Annotated in this window: 13 protein-coding genes; 7 read left to right on the forward strand and 6 right to left on the reverse strand. The window is 72.6% G+C overall.

Annotated elements, in window-relative coordinates:
* The first annotated feature begins 174 nt into the window (after positions 1-174).
* Positions 175-1,860 carry a coenzyme B12-dependent isobutyryl-CoA mutase large subunit gene (icmA, locus tag OP86_RS02855; RefSeq protein WP_030057481.1) on the forward strand — a complete coding sequence of 562 codons (1,686 nt, stop codon included), beginning with the start codon at positions 175-177 and terminating at the stop codon, positions 1,858-1,860.
* A 75-nt stretch (positions 1,861-1,935) separates the two neighbouring features.
* On the opposite strand, the gene OP86_RS02860 is transcribed toward icmA, so the two are convergent.
* The gene (locus tag OP86_RS02860; RefSeq protein ID WP_051829600.1) at positions 1,936-2,487 is read right to left on the reverse strand and encodes a TetR/AcrR family transcriptional regulator; all 552 of its coding nucleotides are present in this window, start codon (positions 2,485-2,487) and stop codon (positions 1,936-1,938) included.
* A 522-nt stretch (positions 2,488-3,009) separates the two neighbouring features.
* Between OP86_RS02860 and OP86_RS02865 the strand changes: the two genes are divergently transcribed.
* The 4 genes from OP86_RS02865 (at position 3,010) to OP86_RS02880 (ending at position 7,648) form a co-directional block, all read left to right on the forward strand.
* Positions 3,010-4,011, forward strand: a complete 1,002-nt coding sequence (locus OP86_RS02865) for a tetratricopeptide repeat protein (RefSeq protein ID WP_030057479.1) — start codon at positions 3,010-3,012, stop codon at positions 4,009-4,011.
* A gap of 733 nt (positions 4,012-4,744) precedes the next feature.
* Positions 4,745-5,416 carry a DUF6230 family protein gene (locus tag OP86_RS02870; protein WP_030057478.1) on the forward strand — a complete coding sequence of 224 codons (672 nt, stop codon included), beginning with the start codon at positions 4,745-4,747 and terminating at the stop codon, positions 5,414-5,416.
* 133 nt (positions 5,417-5,549) lie between these two features.
* Positions 5,550-6,200, forward strand: a complete 651-nt coding sequence (locus tag OP86_RS33270; RefSeq protein ID WP_051829593.1) for a DUF6114 domain-containing protein — start codon at positions 5,550-5,552, stop codon at positions 6,198-6,200.
* Entirely contained in the window at positions 6,197-7,648 is a 1,452-nt protein-coding gene (locus tag OP86_RS02880) for a hypothetical protein (protein WP_030057476.1), read from the forward strand. Before OP86_RS33270 ends, OP86_RS02880 begins: the two co-directional genes overlap by 4 nt.
* An 88-nt stretch (positions 7,649-7,736) precedes the next feature.
* On the opposite strand, the gene pyk is transcribed toward OP86_RS02880, so the two are convergent.
* The 3 genes from pyk to pta form a co-directional block, all read right to left on the reverse strand.
* Positions 7,737-9,164, reverse strand: coding sequence for a pyruvate kinase (gene pyk / locus OP86_RS02885; protein ID WP_030057475.1), 1,428 nt, complete (start codon positions 9,162-9,164; stop codon positions 7,737-7,739).
* 94 nt (positions 9,165-9,258) lie between these two features.
* Positions 9,259-10,482 (reverse strand): acetate kinase, encoded by a 1,224-nt coding sequence (locus tag OP86_RS02890; protein ID WP_030057474.1) that lies wholly within the window; start codon positions 10,480-10,482, stop codon positions 9,259-9,261.
* On the reverse strand, positions 10,479-12,644 hold the full coding sequence (gene pta / locus OP86_RS02895) for a phosphate acetyltransferase (RefSeq protein ID WP_051829594.1): 2,166 nt from the start codon (positions 12,642-12,644) through the stop codon (positions 10,479-10,481). The genes OP86_RS02890 and pta overlap by 4 nt, the downstream gene beginning before the upstream one ends.
* Before the next feature lie 178 nt (positions 12,645-12,822).
* Between pta and OP86_RS02900 the strand changes: the two genes are divergently transcribed.
* Together OP86_RS02900 and OP86_RS02905 are read left to right on the forward strand one after the other, a co-directional pair.
* Entirely contained in the window at positions 12,823-13,104 is a 282-nt protein-coding gene (locus tag OP86_RS02900; RefSeq protein ID WP_030057471.1) for a type II toxin-antitoxin system Phd/YefM family antitoxin, read from the forward strand.
* The gene (locus OP86_RS02905) at positions 13,101-13,505 is read left to right on the forward strand and encodes a type II toxin-antitoxin system VapC family toxin (protein WP_030057470.1); all 405 of its coding nucleotides are present in this window, start codon (positions 13,101-13,103) and stop codon (positions 13,503-13,505) included. The genes OP86_RS02900 and OP86_RS02905 overlap by 4 nt, the downstream gene beginning before the upstream one ends.
* A gap of 37 nt (positions 13,506-13,542) precedes the next feature.
* On the opposite strand, the gene glgB is transcribed toward OP86_RS02905, so the two are convergent.
* Both glgB and OP86_RS02915 read right to left on the reverse strand, forming a co-directional pair.
* Positions 13,543-15,690: a 1,4-alpha-glucan branching protein GlgB gene (gene glgB, locus OP86_RS02910; RefSeq protein WP_245231765.1), complete on the reverse strand. Its 2,148-nt coding sequence runs from the start codon at positions 15,688-15,690 to the stop codon at positions 13,543-13,545.
* A 442-nt stretch (positions 15,691-16,132) separates the two neighbouring features.
* Positions 16,133-17,623, reverse strand: coding sequence for a maltokinase N-terminal cap-like domain-containing protein (locus OP86_RS02915; RefSeq protein WP_030057468.1), 1,491 nt, complete (start codon positions 17,621-17,623; stop codon positions 16,133-16,135).
* Positions 17,624-17,656: the final 33 nt, after the last annotated feature.

Consider the following 17,656-nt stretch of genomic DNA (forward strand, 5'->3'; position numbering starts at 1 on the left):
GGGCTCTCTCGGCGTTCCGGGGTGCTCCCCGCTCTCCCCGTCGCCCGCCGGAGGCGCCCCCCTCCGACCTGCTGCCATCGACAAGTACTAGGACGTCCGAGTAAATTAGTAGGACGTCCTAATAGCTGTGCCGCCCCGTCGCCGTGGCGGCCGTACGGAGCGGAGTTCGGGGTCATGGACGCCGAGGAGATCGAGCGCGGACGGCAGCGCTGGCAGCAGCGGTACGACAAGGCCCGCAAGCGGGACGCGGACTTCACCACCCTCTCCGGCGACGAGGTCGAGCCGGTCTACGGCCCGCCCGCCGGGCAGGCCTACGAGGGCTTCGAGCGGATCGGTTGGCCGGGCGAGTACCCGTACACCCGCGGCCTGCACCCCACCGGCTACCGGGGCCGCACCTGGACCATCCGCCAGTTCGCCGGCTTCGGCAACGCGCAGCAGACCAACGAGCGCTACCGGATGATCCTGGACGCGGGCGGCGGCGGCCTCTCGGTCGCCTTCGACATGCCCACCCTCATGGGCTACGACTCCGACGACCCCAAGTCGCTCGGCGAGGTCGGCCACTGCGGCGTGGCCATCGACTCGGCGGCCGACATGGAAGTGCTGTTCCAGGGCATCCCGCTCGGCGAGGTCACGACCTCGATGACGATCAGCGGCCCGGCCGTCCCGATCTTCTGCATGTACCTGGTCGCCGCCGAGCGCCAGGGCGTGGACCCGGCGGTGCTCAACGGCACCCTGCAGACGGACATCTTCAAGGAGTACATCGCGCAGAAGGAGTGGCTCTTCGCCCCCGAGCCGCACCTGCGCCTGATCGGCGACCTGATGGCGTACTGCGCCGAGGGCATCCCCGCGTACAAGCCGCTGTCCGTCTCCGGCTACCACATCCGCGAGGCCGGGGCGACGGCCGCGCAGGAGCTGGCGTACACCCTGGCGGACGGCTTCGGCTACGTCGAGCTGGGCCTGTCCCGGGGCCTGGACGTGGACGTCTTCGCGCCCGGCCTGTCCTTCTTCTTCGACGCGCACCTGGACTTCTTCGAGGAGATCGCCAAGTTCCGCGCCGCCCGCCGGATCTGGGCCCGCTGGATGCGCGACCGCTTCGGCGCCAAGACCGACAAGGCGCAGTGGCTGCGCTTCCACACCCAGACCGCGGGTGTCTCGCTCACCGCGCAGCAGCCGTACAACAACGTGGTCCGCACCGCCGTCGAGGCGCTGGCCGCGGTGCTCGGCGGCACCAACTCGCTGCACACCAACGCCCTGGACGAGACCCTGGCGCTGCCCTCCGAGCAGGCCGCCGAGATCGCCCTGCGCACCCAGCAGGTGCTGATGGAGGAGACCGGCGTCGCCAACGTGGCCGACCCGCTGGGCGGTTCCTGGTACGTCGAGGCGCTGACCGACCGGATCGAGCAGCAGGCCGAGGCGATCTTCCGGCGGATCCTGGACAAGGGCCGGGAGGACCACGAGATCGGCCCGATCACCTCCGGCATCCTGCGCGGCATCGAGGAGGGCTGGTTCACCGGGGAAATCGCCGAGGCGGCCTTCCAGTACCAGCAGGGCGTGGAGAAGGGCGAGAAGCGCGTGGTCGGCGTCAACTGCCACCCGCGCAGCGTCACTCCCGAGCTGGAGATCCTGCGGGTCAGCCACGAGGTCGAGCGCGAGCAGGTTCGCGTGCTGGGCGAGCGCAAGGCGGCGCGGGACGAGGCGGCCGTCCGGGCCGGGCTGGACGCCATGCTGGCGGCGGCGCGCTCGGGCGAGTCGATGATCCCGCCGATGCTGGACGCGGTGCGCGCCGAGGCGACGCTGGGCGAGATCTGCAACGCGCTGCGGCAGGAGTGGGGGACGTACCAGGAGAACGCGGCGTTCTGACCGCGTGACCGTCACGTGAGCGGCGGAGCCGCCGTACGGATTTCCGTACGGCGGCTCCGCCGTGCCCGGGTGCCCTCAGCCGGTGGCGAGTGCGCCGAGCAGCAGGTCGGTGAAGCGGCGGGTCCACGCCGGGGTGATCGGCTCGCCGCTGACCAGGACGCGGTGTTCGACCGTGCCCGCGATGGTGTCGAAGATGATGTCGACCTCCTCGCGGGCCGACTCGGCGTCGGTGTCGGCCTCCAGTTCGCCGCGCGCCTGGGCGGCCGCCCGGCCCTGGCGGACCAGCCGCTTCTGCGGGTCCACGATGGCCTCGCGGATCCGGCGGTGCAGCTGCCGGTCGCGGATGCCCTCGGCGAACAGCGCGAGCAGCGCGGCCTGGGTCTCGGGGCGGGCCAGCAGGTCGGCGAACTGGGCCACCACGGCCTCGATGTCGGCCCGCAGGCTGCCGAGGTCGGGCATCACCAGTTCGTCGAAGAGGGTGGCGACGGCGTCGACCACGAGCTCGTTCTTGGACGGCCAGCGGCGGTAGAGGGTGGTCTTGGCGACGCCGGCCCGGCTCGCCACGTGGCCCATGGTCAGTCCGCCCCAGCCGAGTTCGGCGAGGGCCTCGCGGGTGGCGTCGAGGATCGCGCGGTCGGCGGCGGCGCTGCGCGGTCGGCCCTTGGCGCGGGCGGCGTTGGCGGCCTCCGGGGCCGTCGTGCTCGCGGCGGCCGGGGCGGTGCTCGCCCGGGCCGGGCACGCCGGGCGCAGGCTCTCCGGGCTCGCGGGGGGCTGGGCGGCCGGCACCGGGCCTCCTTGCGCTGTACTGGTAAGTAACTTGGGTGGGGCAGGTAACGGTAGCGACTGTTGGCCGATTCGGGCAGCCGGGCCGCCCGGGAAAGTGGGGCAGGTCACGTCCCCGAACCGTCGGTTGGGCTTGCGGGCGGGGCACCGGCTCCAGTTACGCTACGACTCGTAGCGAAAGCAGTGACAACCAGGCGCCGCACCCGTGGGACGGGGCGGCGCAGGCGCGGGTGGGGATCCGCGCCGAACGGTTCAGGCTACCGGGGGAGGGGCGCCGCGACCGGAAACCCGCACCGCGCGGCCCGCGCGGGGCGACTTTCCCGAGGTTGGTGCCCGCGAGCAGCGCGGACGGGGGAGGATGGTGCCATGCAGCCACGGAATTCGCGTCTCAACAGCTCCGCCCTGCGCGGTGCGGTCGACCTCGCCGCAGTGAAGGCGGCCGGCGAGGCCGCCCAGAAGGCCGAGCAGGCCCGGGCCGAGCGGGCCCGTCAGGCGGCCGCCGCCGAAGCGGACGGCTCCGCCGTCGCCCAGCCCGTCCACCAGCTCGTCATCGACGTCACCGAGGACACCTTCGAGGCCGAGGTCGTCCAGCGCTCCACCGAGGTGCCGGTCGTCATCGACTTCTGGGCCGAGTGGTGCGGCCCCTGCAAGCAGCTCAGCCCGATCCTGGAGGGCCTGGCCGAGGAGTACGCCGGCCGCTTCGTGCTCGCCAAGATCGACGTGGACTCCAACCAGCTGCTCGCCCAGCAGTTCGGCATCCAGGGCATCCCGGCCGTGATGGCCGTGGTGGCCGGCCAGCTGGTGCCGCTGTTCCAGGGGGCGGAGAGCGCCGCCAACGTCCGCAAGGTGCTGGACCAGCTGATCCTGGTCGCCGAGCAGCGCTTCGGCGTGTCCGGCCCGTCCGGCGGCGCGGTCGCCCCGGGCGAGGTCCCGGCCGCCGCCCCGCAGCGCCCCGAGGACCCGGCGCTGTCCGCCGCGCACGACGCGCTGGACGCCGGCGACCTGGGCGGAGCCATCCAGGCGTACAAGAACGTGCTGGCCGACGAGCCGGGCAACACCGAGGCCAAGTTGGGCCTGGCCCAGGCCGAGCTGCTGCAGCGGATCGAGGGCCTGGACCTGCAGTCCGTCCGGGCGGCGGCCGCCGCCGACCCGAAGGACGTCGGGATCCAGCTCCAGGCGGCCGACCTGGACCTGGTCGGCGGCCACGTCGAGGACGCCTTCGGGCGCCTGGTGGACACCGTCGGGCGGACGGCCGGCGAGGACCGGGACGCGGCCCGGCTGCGCCTGCTGGAGCTGTTCGAGGTGATCGGCCCGGAGGACCCGCGGGTCGTCGCGGCCCGTGCGGCGCTGGCGCGCGTGCTGTTCTGAGTCCGGTTCGGGCCCGGTTCGGGCCCGGCTCGGTCCGGTTCCGGCGTGTGCTCTGGCACGGCGGATGACCTGCGGTGTCGCCGGGTGATTTGGCGACAATCCGGTCAACCGGACAGACGTTTACCAAATCTTGATTTCACCCGTGGGTGGTCACACACAGTGACCACCCACGGGTGTTTCGCTCGTGTTTCCGGTAGATTTCGCCGTCACGATTCCTCCAAGACGTCACGCACGGTGCAAATCGCACGCATTTCATGATCGACGTCACCGGATGTTGCATTACCCGTCAGTAAGGCACCTCTTGTGCTTCGCCCGGGATTCAAGCACGATCGGCGACGCCCGGTCCCAGACTCCACACCCTCCGACAGCCGGTCGGCACGCGGAGCGCGGGATCCCCACCGGGCGATCCGCCGGCCCCGGCCGGCGGTAGGGAGGGCAGGGGGGTATCCGCGGTCCCACGGCGGTTCCTGTCCTTCGACCGGCCGCGCGGCCCTGCGCGGTCGCTGGTTGTCGCTCGGGGGTGATCGCCGATGTCGTCGGTCCTGCCCGCCGCCCCACAAGGACGGCCGGCGCTCGGCCGGGAGGGCCGCTGTACGCAGGCCGCTCCCGCGTCCGACGACGCCCAAGGCGCTCTCCGCTACCGAGGACGTAGCTCTCTCCCATCCCAGGCCCCCACCGGCGCTGGACGCGCCGCCGGGGAGCCGGAGATGTACGTCCTAGAAGGAGGACTCGCATGTCCCAGACCTACGGCAAGACCCGCTGGAAGCGCTTCGCCCTGGTGATGGTGCCGAGCGTCGCGGCCACCGCGATGGTCGGCGTCTCGATCGCCAACAGTGCGCTCGCCGCCTCGTTCAGCATTTCCGGCCAGCAGTTCAAGGTGAGCACCACGCACCTGGACGGCAAGAACTTCTCCCAGTTCGGCACCGTCGACATCGAGGCCAACGGCGCGCCGCACCCGGTCGCCGTCTCGGCCTTCGACTCGGCGGACATCACCAACCTGTGCCAGTCCGTGGTGACCGACCTGTCCGCGTTCGGCCTCGGCAAGATCACCCTCCAGCTGAACGCCGGCGGCCCGGGCAGCAAGCCGGTGCACGCCGACAACCTGCTCATCGACCTGGAGCAGCTGAAGGCCGACGCGACCTTCAAGAACATCAACATCGGCCAGGACGCCTCCACCCTTCCCGGCGCGGCGACCCAGGGCTGGAAGCCTCACCAGAAGGTCACCGGGGCGGGTGGCGGCAAGGGTCTGCCGACCGGTGCCACCGGCTTCGCCCAGGCCGCGGACTCGGCCATCCTGGACAACGTCCAGCAGACCGCCCGCGCCACCTCGGCCGGCAACTTCGTGCTCAGCGGCCTGAACCTGTCGCTCAAGCACGGCGACGGCCCGGGCAACGAGTGCTTCTGAGCCCTTCCTGACGGTGCGCCGACGGGCGCGCCCGAGTGACGGGTCTTTCGCGGGCCGGGGGCGGCGGGGCTACCGCCGTTCCCGGCCTCATGCCAATTGTTCTTCCCTCGTAGCGATGTCGAGGAGCTGCACCATGTCCAGCGCAACGGTCGAACCCCGGACCAGTCACCAGACCCCGATCGGGTGGCTCTGGCGGCACTTCCGTGATTTCCGCCGCACCCGGCCCTTCTGGGGCGGCCTGCTGGCCATGATCGCCGGCGGCCCGATCCTCTACTTCCCGTACGCGCACCTGTCGCTCGGTGGCCTGACCATCGCGATGTCCACCACGGCCGGCGCCGGGTCGATGATCATCGGGGTCCTGATGATCATCCTCGGGCTCACCGGGTGGTTCCAGCCGGCCGTCCGGGTCTTCGCGGGCATCGCGACCATCCTGCTCACGCTGGTCTCGATCCCGGTCTCCAACCTGGCGGGCTTCGGACTGGCGCTGCTGCCGGGCCTGATCGGCGGCGGCCTGATGGTCTCCTGGGCGCCGCTGCCGGAGCCGAAGGCCGAGTCGGCGCACGGGCGCCGCCGCAAGGGCAGGGCGGCCGAGGCCGGGAACGCCGTGGCGGAGAGCGTCGCCACCGAGCCCGTCGCTGCGGAGCCCGCTGCCGACGCGCCCACCGCCAAGCTGCCCGCCCAGGGCGCGCCGCAGCAGTCGGGCGCCGAGCCGGGCGCCGAGCCGGCCGCCGGTGCCGCCCTCCCGAAGCAGGCCGGCGCCGCCGACCCGGAGGAGGCACGGTGACCGGGCCGGCCGAGCAAGCCGACGGCGCGGCCGTCCCCGGGCAGCGCTCCGGCCGGCACGCGGCCCCGCGCACGCCCGTACGGGTCCGGCTGAGAGGCCGCGCGCTGGCCATGGCCGCGGTGCCGACCGCGCTGCTGATGGCCGCCGCCTACACGCCCAGCCCGGCGCTGGCCGAGTCCGCGGCGGGCAAGCCCTGCGGGAACGCGCCGGTCGCCGTGCCGGACGTCGCGCCGATCGAGACGCCCGTCCCCAAGAGCGAGCTGCCCGAGCCGCCGCCGGGCCCGTCCACCGCGCCGAGCACGGCGCCGGGGACGGCGCCCACCACCGGCCCGACTTCGGTGCCGACCCACACGCCGACCCAGGTGCCGACGCAGGTGCCGACCGGCGCCCCCGCCCAGCTGCCCACCTCGCCGGTCAAGCCGCCGTCCGCCTCCACGCCGACCACCGCGCCGCCCGCCGCCCGCTCGGCCGCCACCGGCGGCTCGGGCACGACGAGCGCGGTCCACCAGGACGCCGGGACCGGCACCGGCACGGTGGCTCAGACGGGGCTGATCGACGACATCGTCGGCGGCATCAACCGCCTGCTGAACCCGAACGGTTCGCCCAGCCCGAGCCCCAGCCCGACGGCCGGCCCGTCCACCGCGCCGAGCACGGCGCCGGCGACTACCCCGGCCGCCCCGGCCCCGCGCGCGGGCACCCCGGCCCAGCCGGCCCCGACCACTCAGCCGCAGGCCCAGGGCGCCGCGCCGTCCGCGGCCCAGCCCGCCGGCGGCGCGCCCTCGTCCGCCGCGACACCGACCGGGAAGGCGAGCCCCAAGGCGACGCCCACCGCGGGCGCCTCCGGCACCGCCTCGCCCACCGCGGGCGCCTCCGGCTCGCCCACCGGGACGCCCACCGCCAACCCCAACTGCGCCGTGGACACCCGGAGTCTGACCGCCGGAGCGGCCGCCTCCGGGCAGGTCGTCCCGGAGCAGAACTGGACGCTGAACACCAGCCGGCTCGCCCTGCACGGCTCGGCCTTCCACGGCGTCTACGACGTGAAGACCCCGACCGGCACCAAGCGGGTGCTGAAGTTCGTGGTCGACAGCGTGGACATCGACAATCTCGACATGTCGACCCTGGAGGGCAACGGCGTGACCTTCCACGTCCAGGGCGCCCCGGGCTCCACCTCGACCATGCGCAACGGCCAGGTCACCATGTACGTGGAGCGGCTGTCCGGCCACCTCTCCAAGGTGCTCGGCCTGCCGATCCCGATCGACCTGGGCGAGATCACCCTCACCCCGGACACCCTGCCGCGCTGGCTGTACGACCTGATCGGTGCCATCCCGATCCCGCTGGACCTGGAGCTGACCGGCGTCACCGCCAAGCAGGCCGGCCAGTTCGGCGGCAGCCTGCATATCCCCGGGATGCACCTGTTCAACGACAACGCGCCCTACAGCGACAAGTAGGCGCCGAGCAGCGGACGTCGAGGAAGAACGCCCGTGGGGCGGCCCTCCGAGGAGGACCGCCCCACGGGCGTTCGGGTGTGACGGGTGCTCACTCGCCCCGGGTGCCCAGGTGGTGCACCTGCACCATGTTGGTGGTGCCGGGGATGCCGACCGGCACACCGGCGGTGACGATGACGGTGTCGCCCTCGTCGAGCCGGCGCATCTTCAGCAGCTCACGGTCGACCTGGGCCACCATCGCGTCGGTGGTGGCCACCTGCTCGGTCACGTACGCCTCGACGCCCCAGCTCAGCGAGAGCTGGTTGCGGGTCGCGCTGTCCGGGGTGAAGGCGATCACCGGGATCGGCGAGCGGTAGCGCGACAGGCGGCGGGCGGTGTCACCGGACTTGGTGAACGCGACCAGCGCCTTGCCGTCGAGGAAGTCGCCCAGCTCGCACGCGGCGCGGGCGACCGAGCCGCCCTGGGTGCGCGGCTTGCGGCCCGGGTTGAGCGGCTGCAGGCCCTGGGAGACCAGCTCCTCCTCGGCCCTCTCGCAGATCCGGCTCATGGTGCGGACGGTCTCGATCGGGTACTTGCCGACGCTGGACTCGGCGGAGAGCATGACCGCGTCGGCGCCGTCCAGGATGGCGTTGGCGACGTCGGAGACCTCGGCGCGGGTCGGGCGCGAGGCGTGGATCATCGACTCCATCATCTGGGTGGCGACGATGACCGGCTTGGCGTTGCGGCGGGCCAGGGTGACCAGCTGCTTCTGGACCAGCGGCACCCGCTCCAGCGGGTACTCCACGGCGAGGTCGCCGCGGGCGACCATGATGGCGTCGAAGGCGAGGACGATCTCCTCCATGGCCTCGACGGCCTGCGGCTTCTCGATCTTGGCGATGACCGGCACCCGGATGCCGACCTCGTCCATGACCTCGTGGACGTCCTTGATGTCGTCCGCGTTGCGGACGAAGGACAGGGCGATCATGTCGACGCCCAGGCGCAGCGCGAAGCGCAGGTCGTCCTTGTCCTTCTCGGACAGGGCCGGCACGTTGACGGCCGCGCCGGGCAGGTTGATGCCCTTGTTGTTCGAGAGCACGCCGCCCTCGATGACCACGGTCTTCACCCGCGGGCCGTCGACGCTGACGACCTCCAGGGCGATGACGCCGTCGTTGATCAGGATCGGGTCGCCGGGCTTCACGTCGCCGGGCAGGCCCTTGTAGGTGGTGCCGCAGATGTGCTGGTCACCGGGGACGTCCTCGGTGGTGATGGTGAACTCGTCCCCGTTGTCGACGGTCACCGGCCCGTTGGCGAAGGTCGCCAGACGGATCTTCGGACCCTGGAGGTCGGCCAGGACGCCGATGGCCTTGCCGGTGTCCTCCGAGACCTGGCGGACCTTGCGGTACCGCTCCTCGTGGTCCGCGTGGTTGCCGTGGCTCATGTTCAGTCGGGCGACGTTCATGCCCGCCTCGACGATGGCCTTCAGCTGTTCGTAGGAGTCCGTCGCCGGACCCAGGGTGCAGACAATTTTCGCTCGGCGCATATGGATCAGTCTATCCGTTCGTGTTATGGGCGCATTCGGCACGGACCGGGAGGAATCGCCGACGAATAATCCCGAGGAGCGAGACAATTCCGTGTCAGTCCTCGGACTGTTCACCTTCCCGGTGCACCAGGGCGAAGGCCTGTCGGGCGATCTCCAGTTCCTCGTCGGTCGGCACCACCGCGACCGCCACCCGGGCGAACTCGGGCGAGATGATCCGGGCCTCGCCCGAGCGCACCGAGTTCAGCTCCGGGTCCACGGCGATGCCCAGCTCGTCCAGCCCCGCGGTGGCCGCCGCGCGCACCGGCGCCGCGTTCTCCCCGACCCCCGCGGTGAACGCGATCGCGTCCACCCGGCCGAGCACCGCGTAGTAGCCGCCGATGTACTTGCGCAGCCGGTGGACGTACGCGTCGAAGGCGAGCCGGGCGTCCGCGTCCCCCTCGTCCGCCCGCCGCATGATCTCGCGCATGTCGTTCTCGCCGCACAGGCCGCGCAGGCCGCTGCGGCGGTTGAGCAGGTCGTCGATCTCGTCGATCGACAGGCCGCCGACCCGGTGCAGGTGGAACACCACGCCGGCGTCGATGTCGCCCGAGCGGGTGCCCATGACCAGGCCCTCCAGCGGGGTCAGGCCCATCGAGGTGTCCACGCAGCGGCCGCCGCTGACCGCCGAGGCGGAGGCGCCGTTGCCCAGGTGCAGCACGATCACGTTGACCTCGGCCGGATCCTTGCCGAGCAGCCGCGCGGTGGCCCGCGAGACGTACTGGTGCGAGGTGCCGTGGAAGCCGTAGCGGCGCACCCGGTGCTCGTCGGCGACGGCCTTGTCGATCGCGTACCGGGCCGCGTACTCGGGCATCGAGGCGTGGAAGGCGGTGTCGAAGACGGCCACCTGGGGGAGGTCGGGGCGCAGCGCCCGGGCCACCTCGATGCCGGTGATGTTGGCCGGGTTGTGCAGCGGGGCGACCGGGATCAGCCGGCGGATCTCCCGGAGCACCTCGTCGGTGATCACGGTCGGCTCGGTGAACCGCTTGCCGCCGTGCACCACCCGGTGGCCGATCGCGGCCAGCTCGGGGGAGTCCAGCCCGAGGCCGTCGGCGGCCAGCTCCTCGGCGACGGCCTTGAGCGCGGCGGAGTGGTCCGGGAAGGCCAGCGACGCCTCGCGCCGCTCGCCCGTGCGCGGGGTGTGCACCAGGCGGCCGCCGGCCTCCCCGATCCGCTCGACCAGCCCGGAGGCCATCCGGGCGCCGTCCAGCATGTCGATCAGCTGGTACTTCACCGACGAGGAGCCGGCGTTCAGAACGAGAACGCGCGTTCCTTCACTCATGCCTGCGGCTCCTTGTGGTCGGTACGGTCCGAGTGGTCCGAGTGGTCCGAGTGGTCCTGCGACTGGATGGCGGTGATCGCGACGGTGTTGACGATGTCCTGCACCAGCGCCCCGCGCGAGAGGTCGTTGACGGGCTTGCGCAGCCCCTGCAGCACCGGGCCGACCGCGACGGCCCCGGCCGAGCGCTGGACGGCCTTGTAGGTGTTGTTGCCGGTGTTGAGGTCCGGGAAGATCAGCACGGTCGCCCGCCCGGCCACCGCGGAGCCCGGCAGCTTGGTGGCGGCGACGTGGGCGTCCACCGCCGCGTCGTACTGGATCGGGCCCTCGACCAGGATGTCCGGCCGCAGTTGACGGACGATCTCGGTGGCCTTGCGCACCTTGTCGACGTCCGCGCCGGAGCCGGAGGTGCCGGTCGAGTACGAGAGCATCGCGACCCTCGGCTCCACCCCGAACTGGGCGGCGGTGGCGGCGGACTGGATCGCGATGTCGGCCAGCTGCTGGGCGTCCGGGTCGGGGTTGACCGCGCAGTCGCCGTACACCAGCACCTTGTCGGCCAGGCACATGAAGAAGACGGAGGAGACGATCGAGGCACCCGGCGAGGTCTTGATCACCTCGAAGGCGGGCCGGATGGTGGCCGCGGTGGAGTGCACCGCGCCGGACACCATGCCGTCCGCGATGCCCTCCTGGACCATCAGGGTGCCGAAGTAGGAGACGTCGGTGACCACGTCCAGGGCCAGCTCGACGGTCATCCCCTTGTGCGCCCGCAGCCGTGCGTACAGCTCGGCGAACTGGCGGCGCAGCGGGCTGGTGGTCGGGTCGACGATCCGGACCTGGGCGCGGTCGGCGCCCGCCTGCGCCTGCGGCAGTTCGATGCCGAGGCTCGCGGCCTTGCGGCGCACCGCGTCGACCTCGCCGAGCAGGGTCAGGTCGCAGATGTTGCGGCGCAGCAGGATCTCGGCCGCCCGCAGCACCCGCTCCTCGGTGCCCTCGGGCAGCACGACGTGCCGGCGGCCGGCCCGGGCGCGCTCCAGCAGCTCGTGCTCGAACATCATCGGGGTGACCCGCTCGGACCGGCCGACCTCGATCCGGTTGGTCAACTCGGCGGTGTCGACGTGCAGTTCGAACAGGCCGAGGGCGATCTCGGCCTTCCGCGGGCTGGCCGCGGTGAGCTTGCCCTCCAGGTGGGTCAGGGTGGCGGCGGTCGGCCAGCTGCCCTCCGGGACGACCGCGACCGGGGTGCCGGGGGCGAGCCGGGCGGCCAGGGCCATCACGTTCGGCCCCGGGTGCTGGCCGAGCGTCAGCAGCACCCCGGCGATCGGCGGGGCGCCGGCGGCGTGCGCGGCCAGCGAGCCGACCACCAGGTCCGCGCGGTCCCCGGGGGTGACGACCAGCGCGCCCTCGGTCAGCGCGTCGAGGAAGGTCGGCAGCATGGCGCCGCCGAAGACGTAGCCGCGCACGTCCCGGGCCAGACCGGCGGCGTCGCCGAGCAGCACCTCGGCGCCGGTCGCCTCGACCAGCTGCGCCACGGTCGGCGCGGCCAGGGCCGGCTCCTCCGGGATGACGTAGGCGGGGATCGGCAGCGTCTCGGTGAGCCCGCGCTGGATCCGCTGCTTGGCACCCGGGGCGACCCGGTTGGCGATCATCGCCAGGGTCTCGCAGCCGAGGTCGGTGTACGCCCGGTAGGCGTTGCGCACCTCGGCGATCACGGCCTCCGGGTCCTCGCTGTGCCCGCCGACCACCGGCAGCACCGCGGCGCCGAACTCGTTGGCGAGGCGGGCGTTGAAGGCCAGCTCGTCCGGGATGTTGGTGTCGGCGAAGTCGGTGCCGAGCACCAGGACGGCCTGGCAGCGCCGCTCCAGCGCGCGGAAGCGGTCGACCAGCACGGAGACCAGCTCGTCCTGCCCCTGCGCGGCCTGCAGCGCCGCGGCCTCCTCGTAGGTGAGGCCGTACAGCTCGGCGCTCGGCAGGTCGATCCGGTAGCGGCCGTGCAGCAGCTCGACCACGTGGTCCGAGCCCGGCTGCCCGGGCGCGGCGGCGTGCACCAGCGGGCGGAAGACCCCGACCCGGTCCACCTGGCGGGTGAGCAGTTCCATGACCCCGAGTTCGACCGCCTGTCGGCCGTCCCCCCGGTCGATCCCGGTCACGTACACGCTGCGCGCCACGTGGGTGTCTCCGTCCCGTCGTCTCGGAAGGTGGTCATATCGACCATACCTTCGCACCCCGAACAGCCGTCCGCGAGCAGAGCCGCCCTGCGGGGGCAAGGGGAGAAGGTCCTGGGCTCGGGGTTTGCGCTGCCGCCTGCCCTTGATGTACCTACATGATGTAGTTACATTGGCTGGTATGGAGACCATGGGACTGCGTGAGCTGAACCAGAACCCGTCCAAGGCGGTCGCGCGGGTCCGGGCCGGGGCGACGATCGTCGTCACCGACCGCGGGCGGCCCGTGCTGAGACTGGTGCCGGAGGAGCCCCCGGTGACGACCCTCGAACGGATGATCGCGGCCGGCGAGGTCACGCCGCCCGTCGAGGAGGGCATGCCCGAGCTGGCCCTCGACCTGCTGCCGGGCCTCGACAGCCTCTCGGACCTCCTGATCGAAGACCGTGACCGGGAGCGGAACCGTTGATCTACCTCGACTCGTGCGCGCTGCTGAAGTTCATCAAGCCGGAGCCGGAGACGGCCGCACTGCGGGCGTGGCGGCAGGAGCTGCCCGCCGGGACGGAGCTGATCACCAGCGAGCTGGCCCGGCTGGAGATCACCCGCACGCTGCTCCGGGCGGGCCTGGCCCACCAGCAGGTCCCCTACTACGTGGACCAGGCGCTCCGGGGCGTCCATCGGGTCGACCTCAGCAGTACGGTGCTCGCCCGGGCGCTCTCCTACCGCACCCCGCGCCTCGGTTCGCTGGACGCGCTGCACCTGGCCAGCGCGGACCCGTTCCGTACGGAGCTCACCGAGTTCATCACATACGACCGCGAGCTCGGCAAGGCCGCCAGGGACCTCGGCTTCCCCGTGTCGACGCCGAGCTGAGCGCCTGCCCGGGCGGGCAGGCGCTCAGCCGGGGGGATCAGCGGGCCGGGCGGAGCCAGACGGTGGCGAGCGGGGGAAGGATCAGCTCGGCGGAGCGGGGCTGGCCGTCCCACTCGACCGGGTCGGCCTTGACCGGGTGGGAGTTGCCGACGCCGCTGCCGCCGTAGATCACGGCGTCGGTGTTCAGCAGCTCCTCCCACAGCTGGTCGCGGCCGTCCAGGCGGGGCAGGCCGACCCGGCGGGCGTGCCGGACGACCGGGGAGAAGTTGCAGACCGCGACGAGCGGTGAGCCGTCGGCGGCGTAGCGGACGAAGGAGAGCAGGTTGTCGTCGGCGGAGCCGCCGTCGAGCCAGCGGAAGCCGTCCGGGGTGGTGTCCAGCTCCCACAGGGCGGGGGTGTCGAGGTAGCTGCGGTTGAGGTCGCGCACCAGGCGGCGCACGCCGAGGTGGTCCTGGTGGGCCGGCCACTGCTCGTCGAGCACCCACCACTGCGGGCCCTGCTCGTGGTCCCACTCCGCGCCCTGGGCGAACTCCTGCCCCATGTACAGCAGTTGCTTGCCCGGGTGGGACCACATGAAGCCCAGGTAGGCGCGGTGGTTGGCGCGCTGCTGCCACCAGTCGCCGGGCATCTTGGAGACCAGGGCCTGCTTGCCGTGGACGACCTCGTCGTGCGAGATCGGCAGGATGTAGTTCTCGGAGTAGGCGTACACCATCGAGAAGGTGATCTCGTTGTGGTGGTACTTGCGGTGCACCGGCTCCTTGGAGATGTAGACCAGCGAGTCGTGCATCCAGCCCATGTTCCACTTCAGCCCGAAGCCGAGGCCGCCGGCGTCGGTGGGCCGGGTGACGCCGTCCCAGGCGGTGGACTCCTCGGCGATGGTGATCACGCCGGGGCAGCGCCGGTAGACGGTGGCGTTCATCTCCTGCAGGAAGGAGGCCGCGTCCAGGTTCTCCCGGCCGCCGTGCCGGTTGGGTGTCCAGGCGCCGCCCTCGCGGGAGTAGTCGAGGTAGAGCATGGAGGCGACGGCGTCCACCCGCAGGCCGTCGATGTGGAACTCCTCGCACCAGTAGACCGCGTTGGCGACGAGGAAGTTGCGCACCTCCTTGCGGCCGTAGTCGAACTCCAGGGTGCCCCAGTCCGGGTGTTCGGCGCGCAGCGGGTCGGCGGGCTCGTACAGGGGTTCGCCGTCGAAGCGGGCGAGGGCGAAGTCGTCCTTGGGGAAGTGCGCGGGCACCCAGTCGACGATCACGCCGATGCCGTGCCGGTGCAGGGTGTCCACCAGGTGGCGGAAGTCGTCGGGGCTGCCGAGCCGGGCGGTGGGGGCGTAGTAGCCGGACACCTGGTAGCCCCAGGAGCCGCCGAAGGGGTGCTCCATCACGGGCATGAACTCCACGTGGGTGAAGTTCAACTCCTTGAGGTAGCACGGGAGTTCCTCGGCGATGGCGCGGTAGTCGGTGAGGTCGGGGCGCCAGGACGGCAGGTGCAGCTCGTACACCGACATCGGGGAGCGGTGGTGGGCGGAGCGGGCCCGGCGGGCCATCCACTCCTCGTCCTGCCACGCGTAGGTGGACGAGGTGACGACCGAGGCGGTGCCGGGCGGGCACTGGGCGGCCCGGGCCAGGGGGTCGGCTTTGTCGAGCACCCAGCCCTGCCGGGTGTGCACCTCGTACTTGTAGGTGGCGCCCTCGGCCAGGCCCGGGACGAACAGCTCCCAGATCCCGGACGAGCCGAGTGAGCGCATCGGGTGCCCGGTGCCGTTCCAGTGGTTGAAGTCGCCGATCAGCCGCACCCCGACGGCGTTCGGCGCCCAGACCGCGAAGGCGGTGCCGGCCACGCCGTCGACGGTGCGCAGGTGTGAGCCGAGCGCCCGCCACAGCTGCTCGTGCCGGCCCTCGGAGATCAGGTGCAGGTCGAGTTCGCCGAGGGTGGGCCCGGCGCGGTAGCCGTCGTCCTGGCGCAGCGGCTCGCCGTCGGGGTAGCTCACCAGCAGGGAGTAGTCCGGCAGTTCGCCGCCGGCCACCAGCCCGGTGAACAACCCGCCCTGCTGGTGGGTGAGTTCGGCCGGGCCCTGGGGGGTCTCGACGACGACCCGCTCGGCGAAGGGGCGCAGCACCCGGATCGCCGTGCCGCCGTGCACCGGGTGGGCGCCGAGCAGCGCGTGCGGGTCGTGGTGCTGCCCGCTCACCAGCCGGTCCACCTCGGACGGGGGCAGTGGCGCCTCGGGCAGGCGCAGGGCCCCAGAGGTGCTGGCCCGGGGCGGGAGGGCTGTTACTCGCCCGCTCGCCTCCGGGCGCTCGGGATCCGACGCCGACGGTCGGCGCTCCGTCGCTCCTGCGTCGCTCCCTCGCTTCTCCCTTTCGGCGTTGGCGCGCCCTTCGGCTCGGGGCGGGAGGGCCTCCTGGTCGTCGTCCTCCCGGTCCTCGGCCGGGGACGTGCCCGGCCCGGCCAGGAAGGTGGCCGGTACGGGGCGGTTGGGGCGGCCGGTCGGGTCGAGCGGCGTCACGGCGTGGTCCTCCTGCGGCGGGGGTGGGCGAACTCCTGCGGGCGGTACGGAAATCGGCGGTACGGGGCGAGCGAACGCGGGCGGACGGGGCGGGCGGACGGTGGCGGACGGGGATCGGAGGGAGTCAGACGGACAGGGCGAGCCGGTTGATCGCGGCCAGCGGGATCGGCAGCCAGCTCGGCCGGTGCCGGGCCTCGTACACCACCTCGTACACCGCCTTGTCGATCTCCAGCGCCCGCATCAGCTCCGGCGAGGCCGCCGGGTCGGCGCCGCCGCCGGCGGTGTAGCCGGCGCAGAAGGCGGTGCGGTTGCGCTGGGCCCAGGCGGCGGCGAGGTGGGCCAGTTCCGGGTCGACCGGGCCGCCGGCGAGCAGGTGGGCGGCCGCGTAGTCGAAGGAGCGGAGCATGGCGGCGACGTCGCGCAGGGCGGGCTGTGGTTCGCGGCGCTCGTTGACCGACTTGGCCGGCTCGCCCTCGAAGTCCAGCAGCACCCAGCCGTGCGGGGTGCGCATCGCCTGCCCGAGGTGCAGGTCGCCGTGGATGCGCTGGACGGGCAGGCCGTCGGGGTGGGCGTCGGCGAGTTGCTGGAAGGCGGTGCGCAGTGCGGCCCGGAAGCGGAGCAGTCCGGGGACGGCGGCGACGGCGCTGTCGAGCCGGTCGGCCATCGCGGTGGCCAGTCGTCCGGTCTGCGTGCGGTCGAGCCGGGCGACGGGCATCGAGCGGGCGAGCACCCGGTGCACTTCGGCGGTGGCCCGGCCGAGCCGGTGGGCCTCGATGGCGAAGTTGCCGGGGGAGCGGTCGCCCTTGAGCCGGCCGACCTGGTCGAGGGCGAGTTCCCAGCCGTCCTCGGCGTCCGGCAGGTAGCGCTGGAGCAGCCCGAGGGTGGCGGGTTCGGCGCGTTCCATCCGGCTCTCGAACCAGGCGGCGACCCGGGGGATCCGGGTGGAGCCGGCCCGGGAGAGGGCGAGTGAGAGTTCGAGGTCGGGGTTGGTGCCGGGGTGGATGCGGCGGAACAGCTTGAGGATGTACGAGGTGCCGTAGATGACCGAGCTGTTGGACTGTTCGGCGGTGGAGGCGCGGCCGGGGAGGTTGGCGGGCAGTCCGGAGCCGGGGGTGCGGCGGAAGGACAGCGAGCCGAACCGGTCGCCGGTGGCGAGGTGTTCCAGCAGGCGCCCGGTGAGTTCGGGGTCGTGGACGGCGTCGTAGAGGGTCGCGCCGTCGTACGGGCCCTGGTTGAGCCGGCCGAGCACCGCGCCGGGGTCGATGTCCCCGAGTCCGCTGGAGCGGATCCCGAGCAGCAGTTGGTAGATGTCTCCGTGCGGGGCGCCGGCCGTGGTGGCGTGTTCGACCCGTAGCAGCAGGTGGAGCAGCGCCGGGTCGCCGACCTGCAGCGGGGTGCCGACCACCGGGGTGAGGCCGGTGATCGGCCGGCCCTTCCCGGCGTACCAGCGCTGGGTGGGCAGCCACGCGGAGATCAGCGGCAGCGCCGCCTGGACGAGTTCGCTGACTCCCAGGGCTGTTCTCCGGGCCCCGGTGCCCCGCGCGCCCGCCGGCGCGGCGGAACCGGCCGTGGCGTCGTGCTGCACATGGGCTTGAGAACGGGAGGTTTCGGACATGACTCCCTTTCCCCGGAAGCACGCGGACTGCCC

The sequence above is a fragment of the Streptomyces novaecaesareae genome (assembly GCF_000716875.1).
Classification (GTDB): domain Bacteria; phylum Actinomycetota; class Actinomycetes; order Streptomycetales; family Streptomycetaceae; genus Kitasatospora; species Kitasatospora novaecaesareae.

Excerpts from the sequence above, each read along its gene's own strand:
- icmA (WP_030057481.1), top strand. The coding sequence starts at position 175 with ATGGACGCCGAGGAGATCGAGCGCGGACGGCAGCGCTGGCAGCAGCGG.
- OP86_RS02865 (WP_030057479.1), top strand. The coding sequence starts at position 3,010 with ATGCAGCCACGGAATTCGCGTCTCAACAGCTCCGCCCTGCGCGGTGCG.
- OP86_RS02870 (WP_030057478.1), top strand. The coding sequence starts at position 4,745 with ATGTCCCAGACCTACGGCAAGACCCGCTGGAAGCGCTTCGCCCTGGTG.
- OP86_RS33270 (WP_051829593.1), top strand. The coding sequence starts at position 5,550 with ATGTCCAGCGCAACGGTCGAACCCCGGACCAGTCACCAGACCCCGATC.
- pyk (WP_030057475.1), bottom strand. The coding sequence starts at position 9,164 with ATGCGCCGAGCGAAAATTGTCTGCACCCTGGGTCCGGCGACGGACTCC.
- OP86_RS02890 (WP_030057474.1), bottom strand. The coding sequence starts at position 10,482 with ATGAGTGAAGGAACGCGCGTTCTCGTTCTGAACGCCGGCTCCTCGTCG.
- OP86_RS02900 (WP_030057471.1), top strand. The coding sequence starts at position 12,823 with ATGGAGACCATGGGACTGCGTGAGCTGAACCAGAACCCGTCCAAGGCG.
- OP86_RS02915 (WP_030057468.1), bottom strand. The coding sequence starts at position 17,623 with ATGTCCGAAACCTCCCGTTCTCAAGCCCATGTGCAGCACGACGCCACG.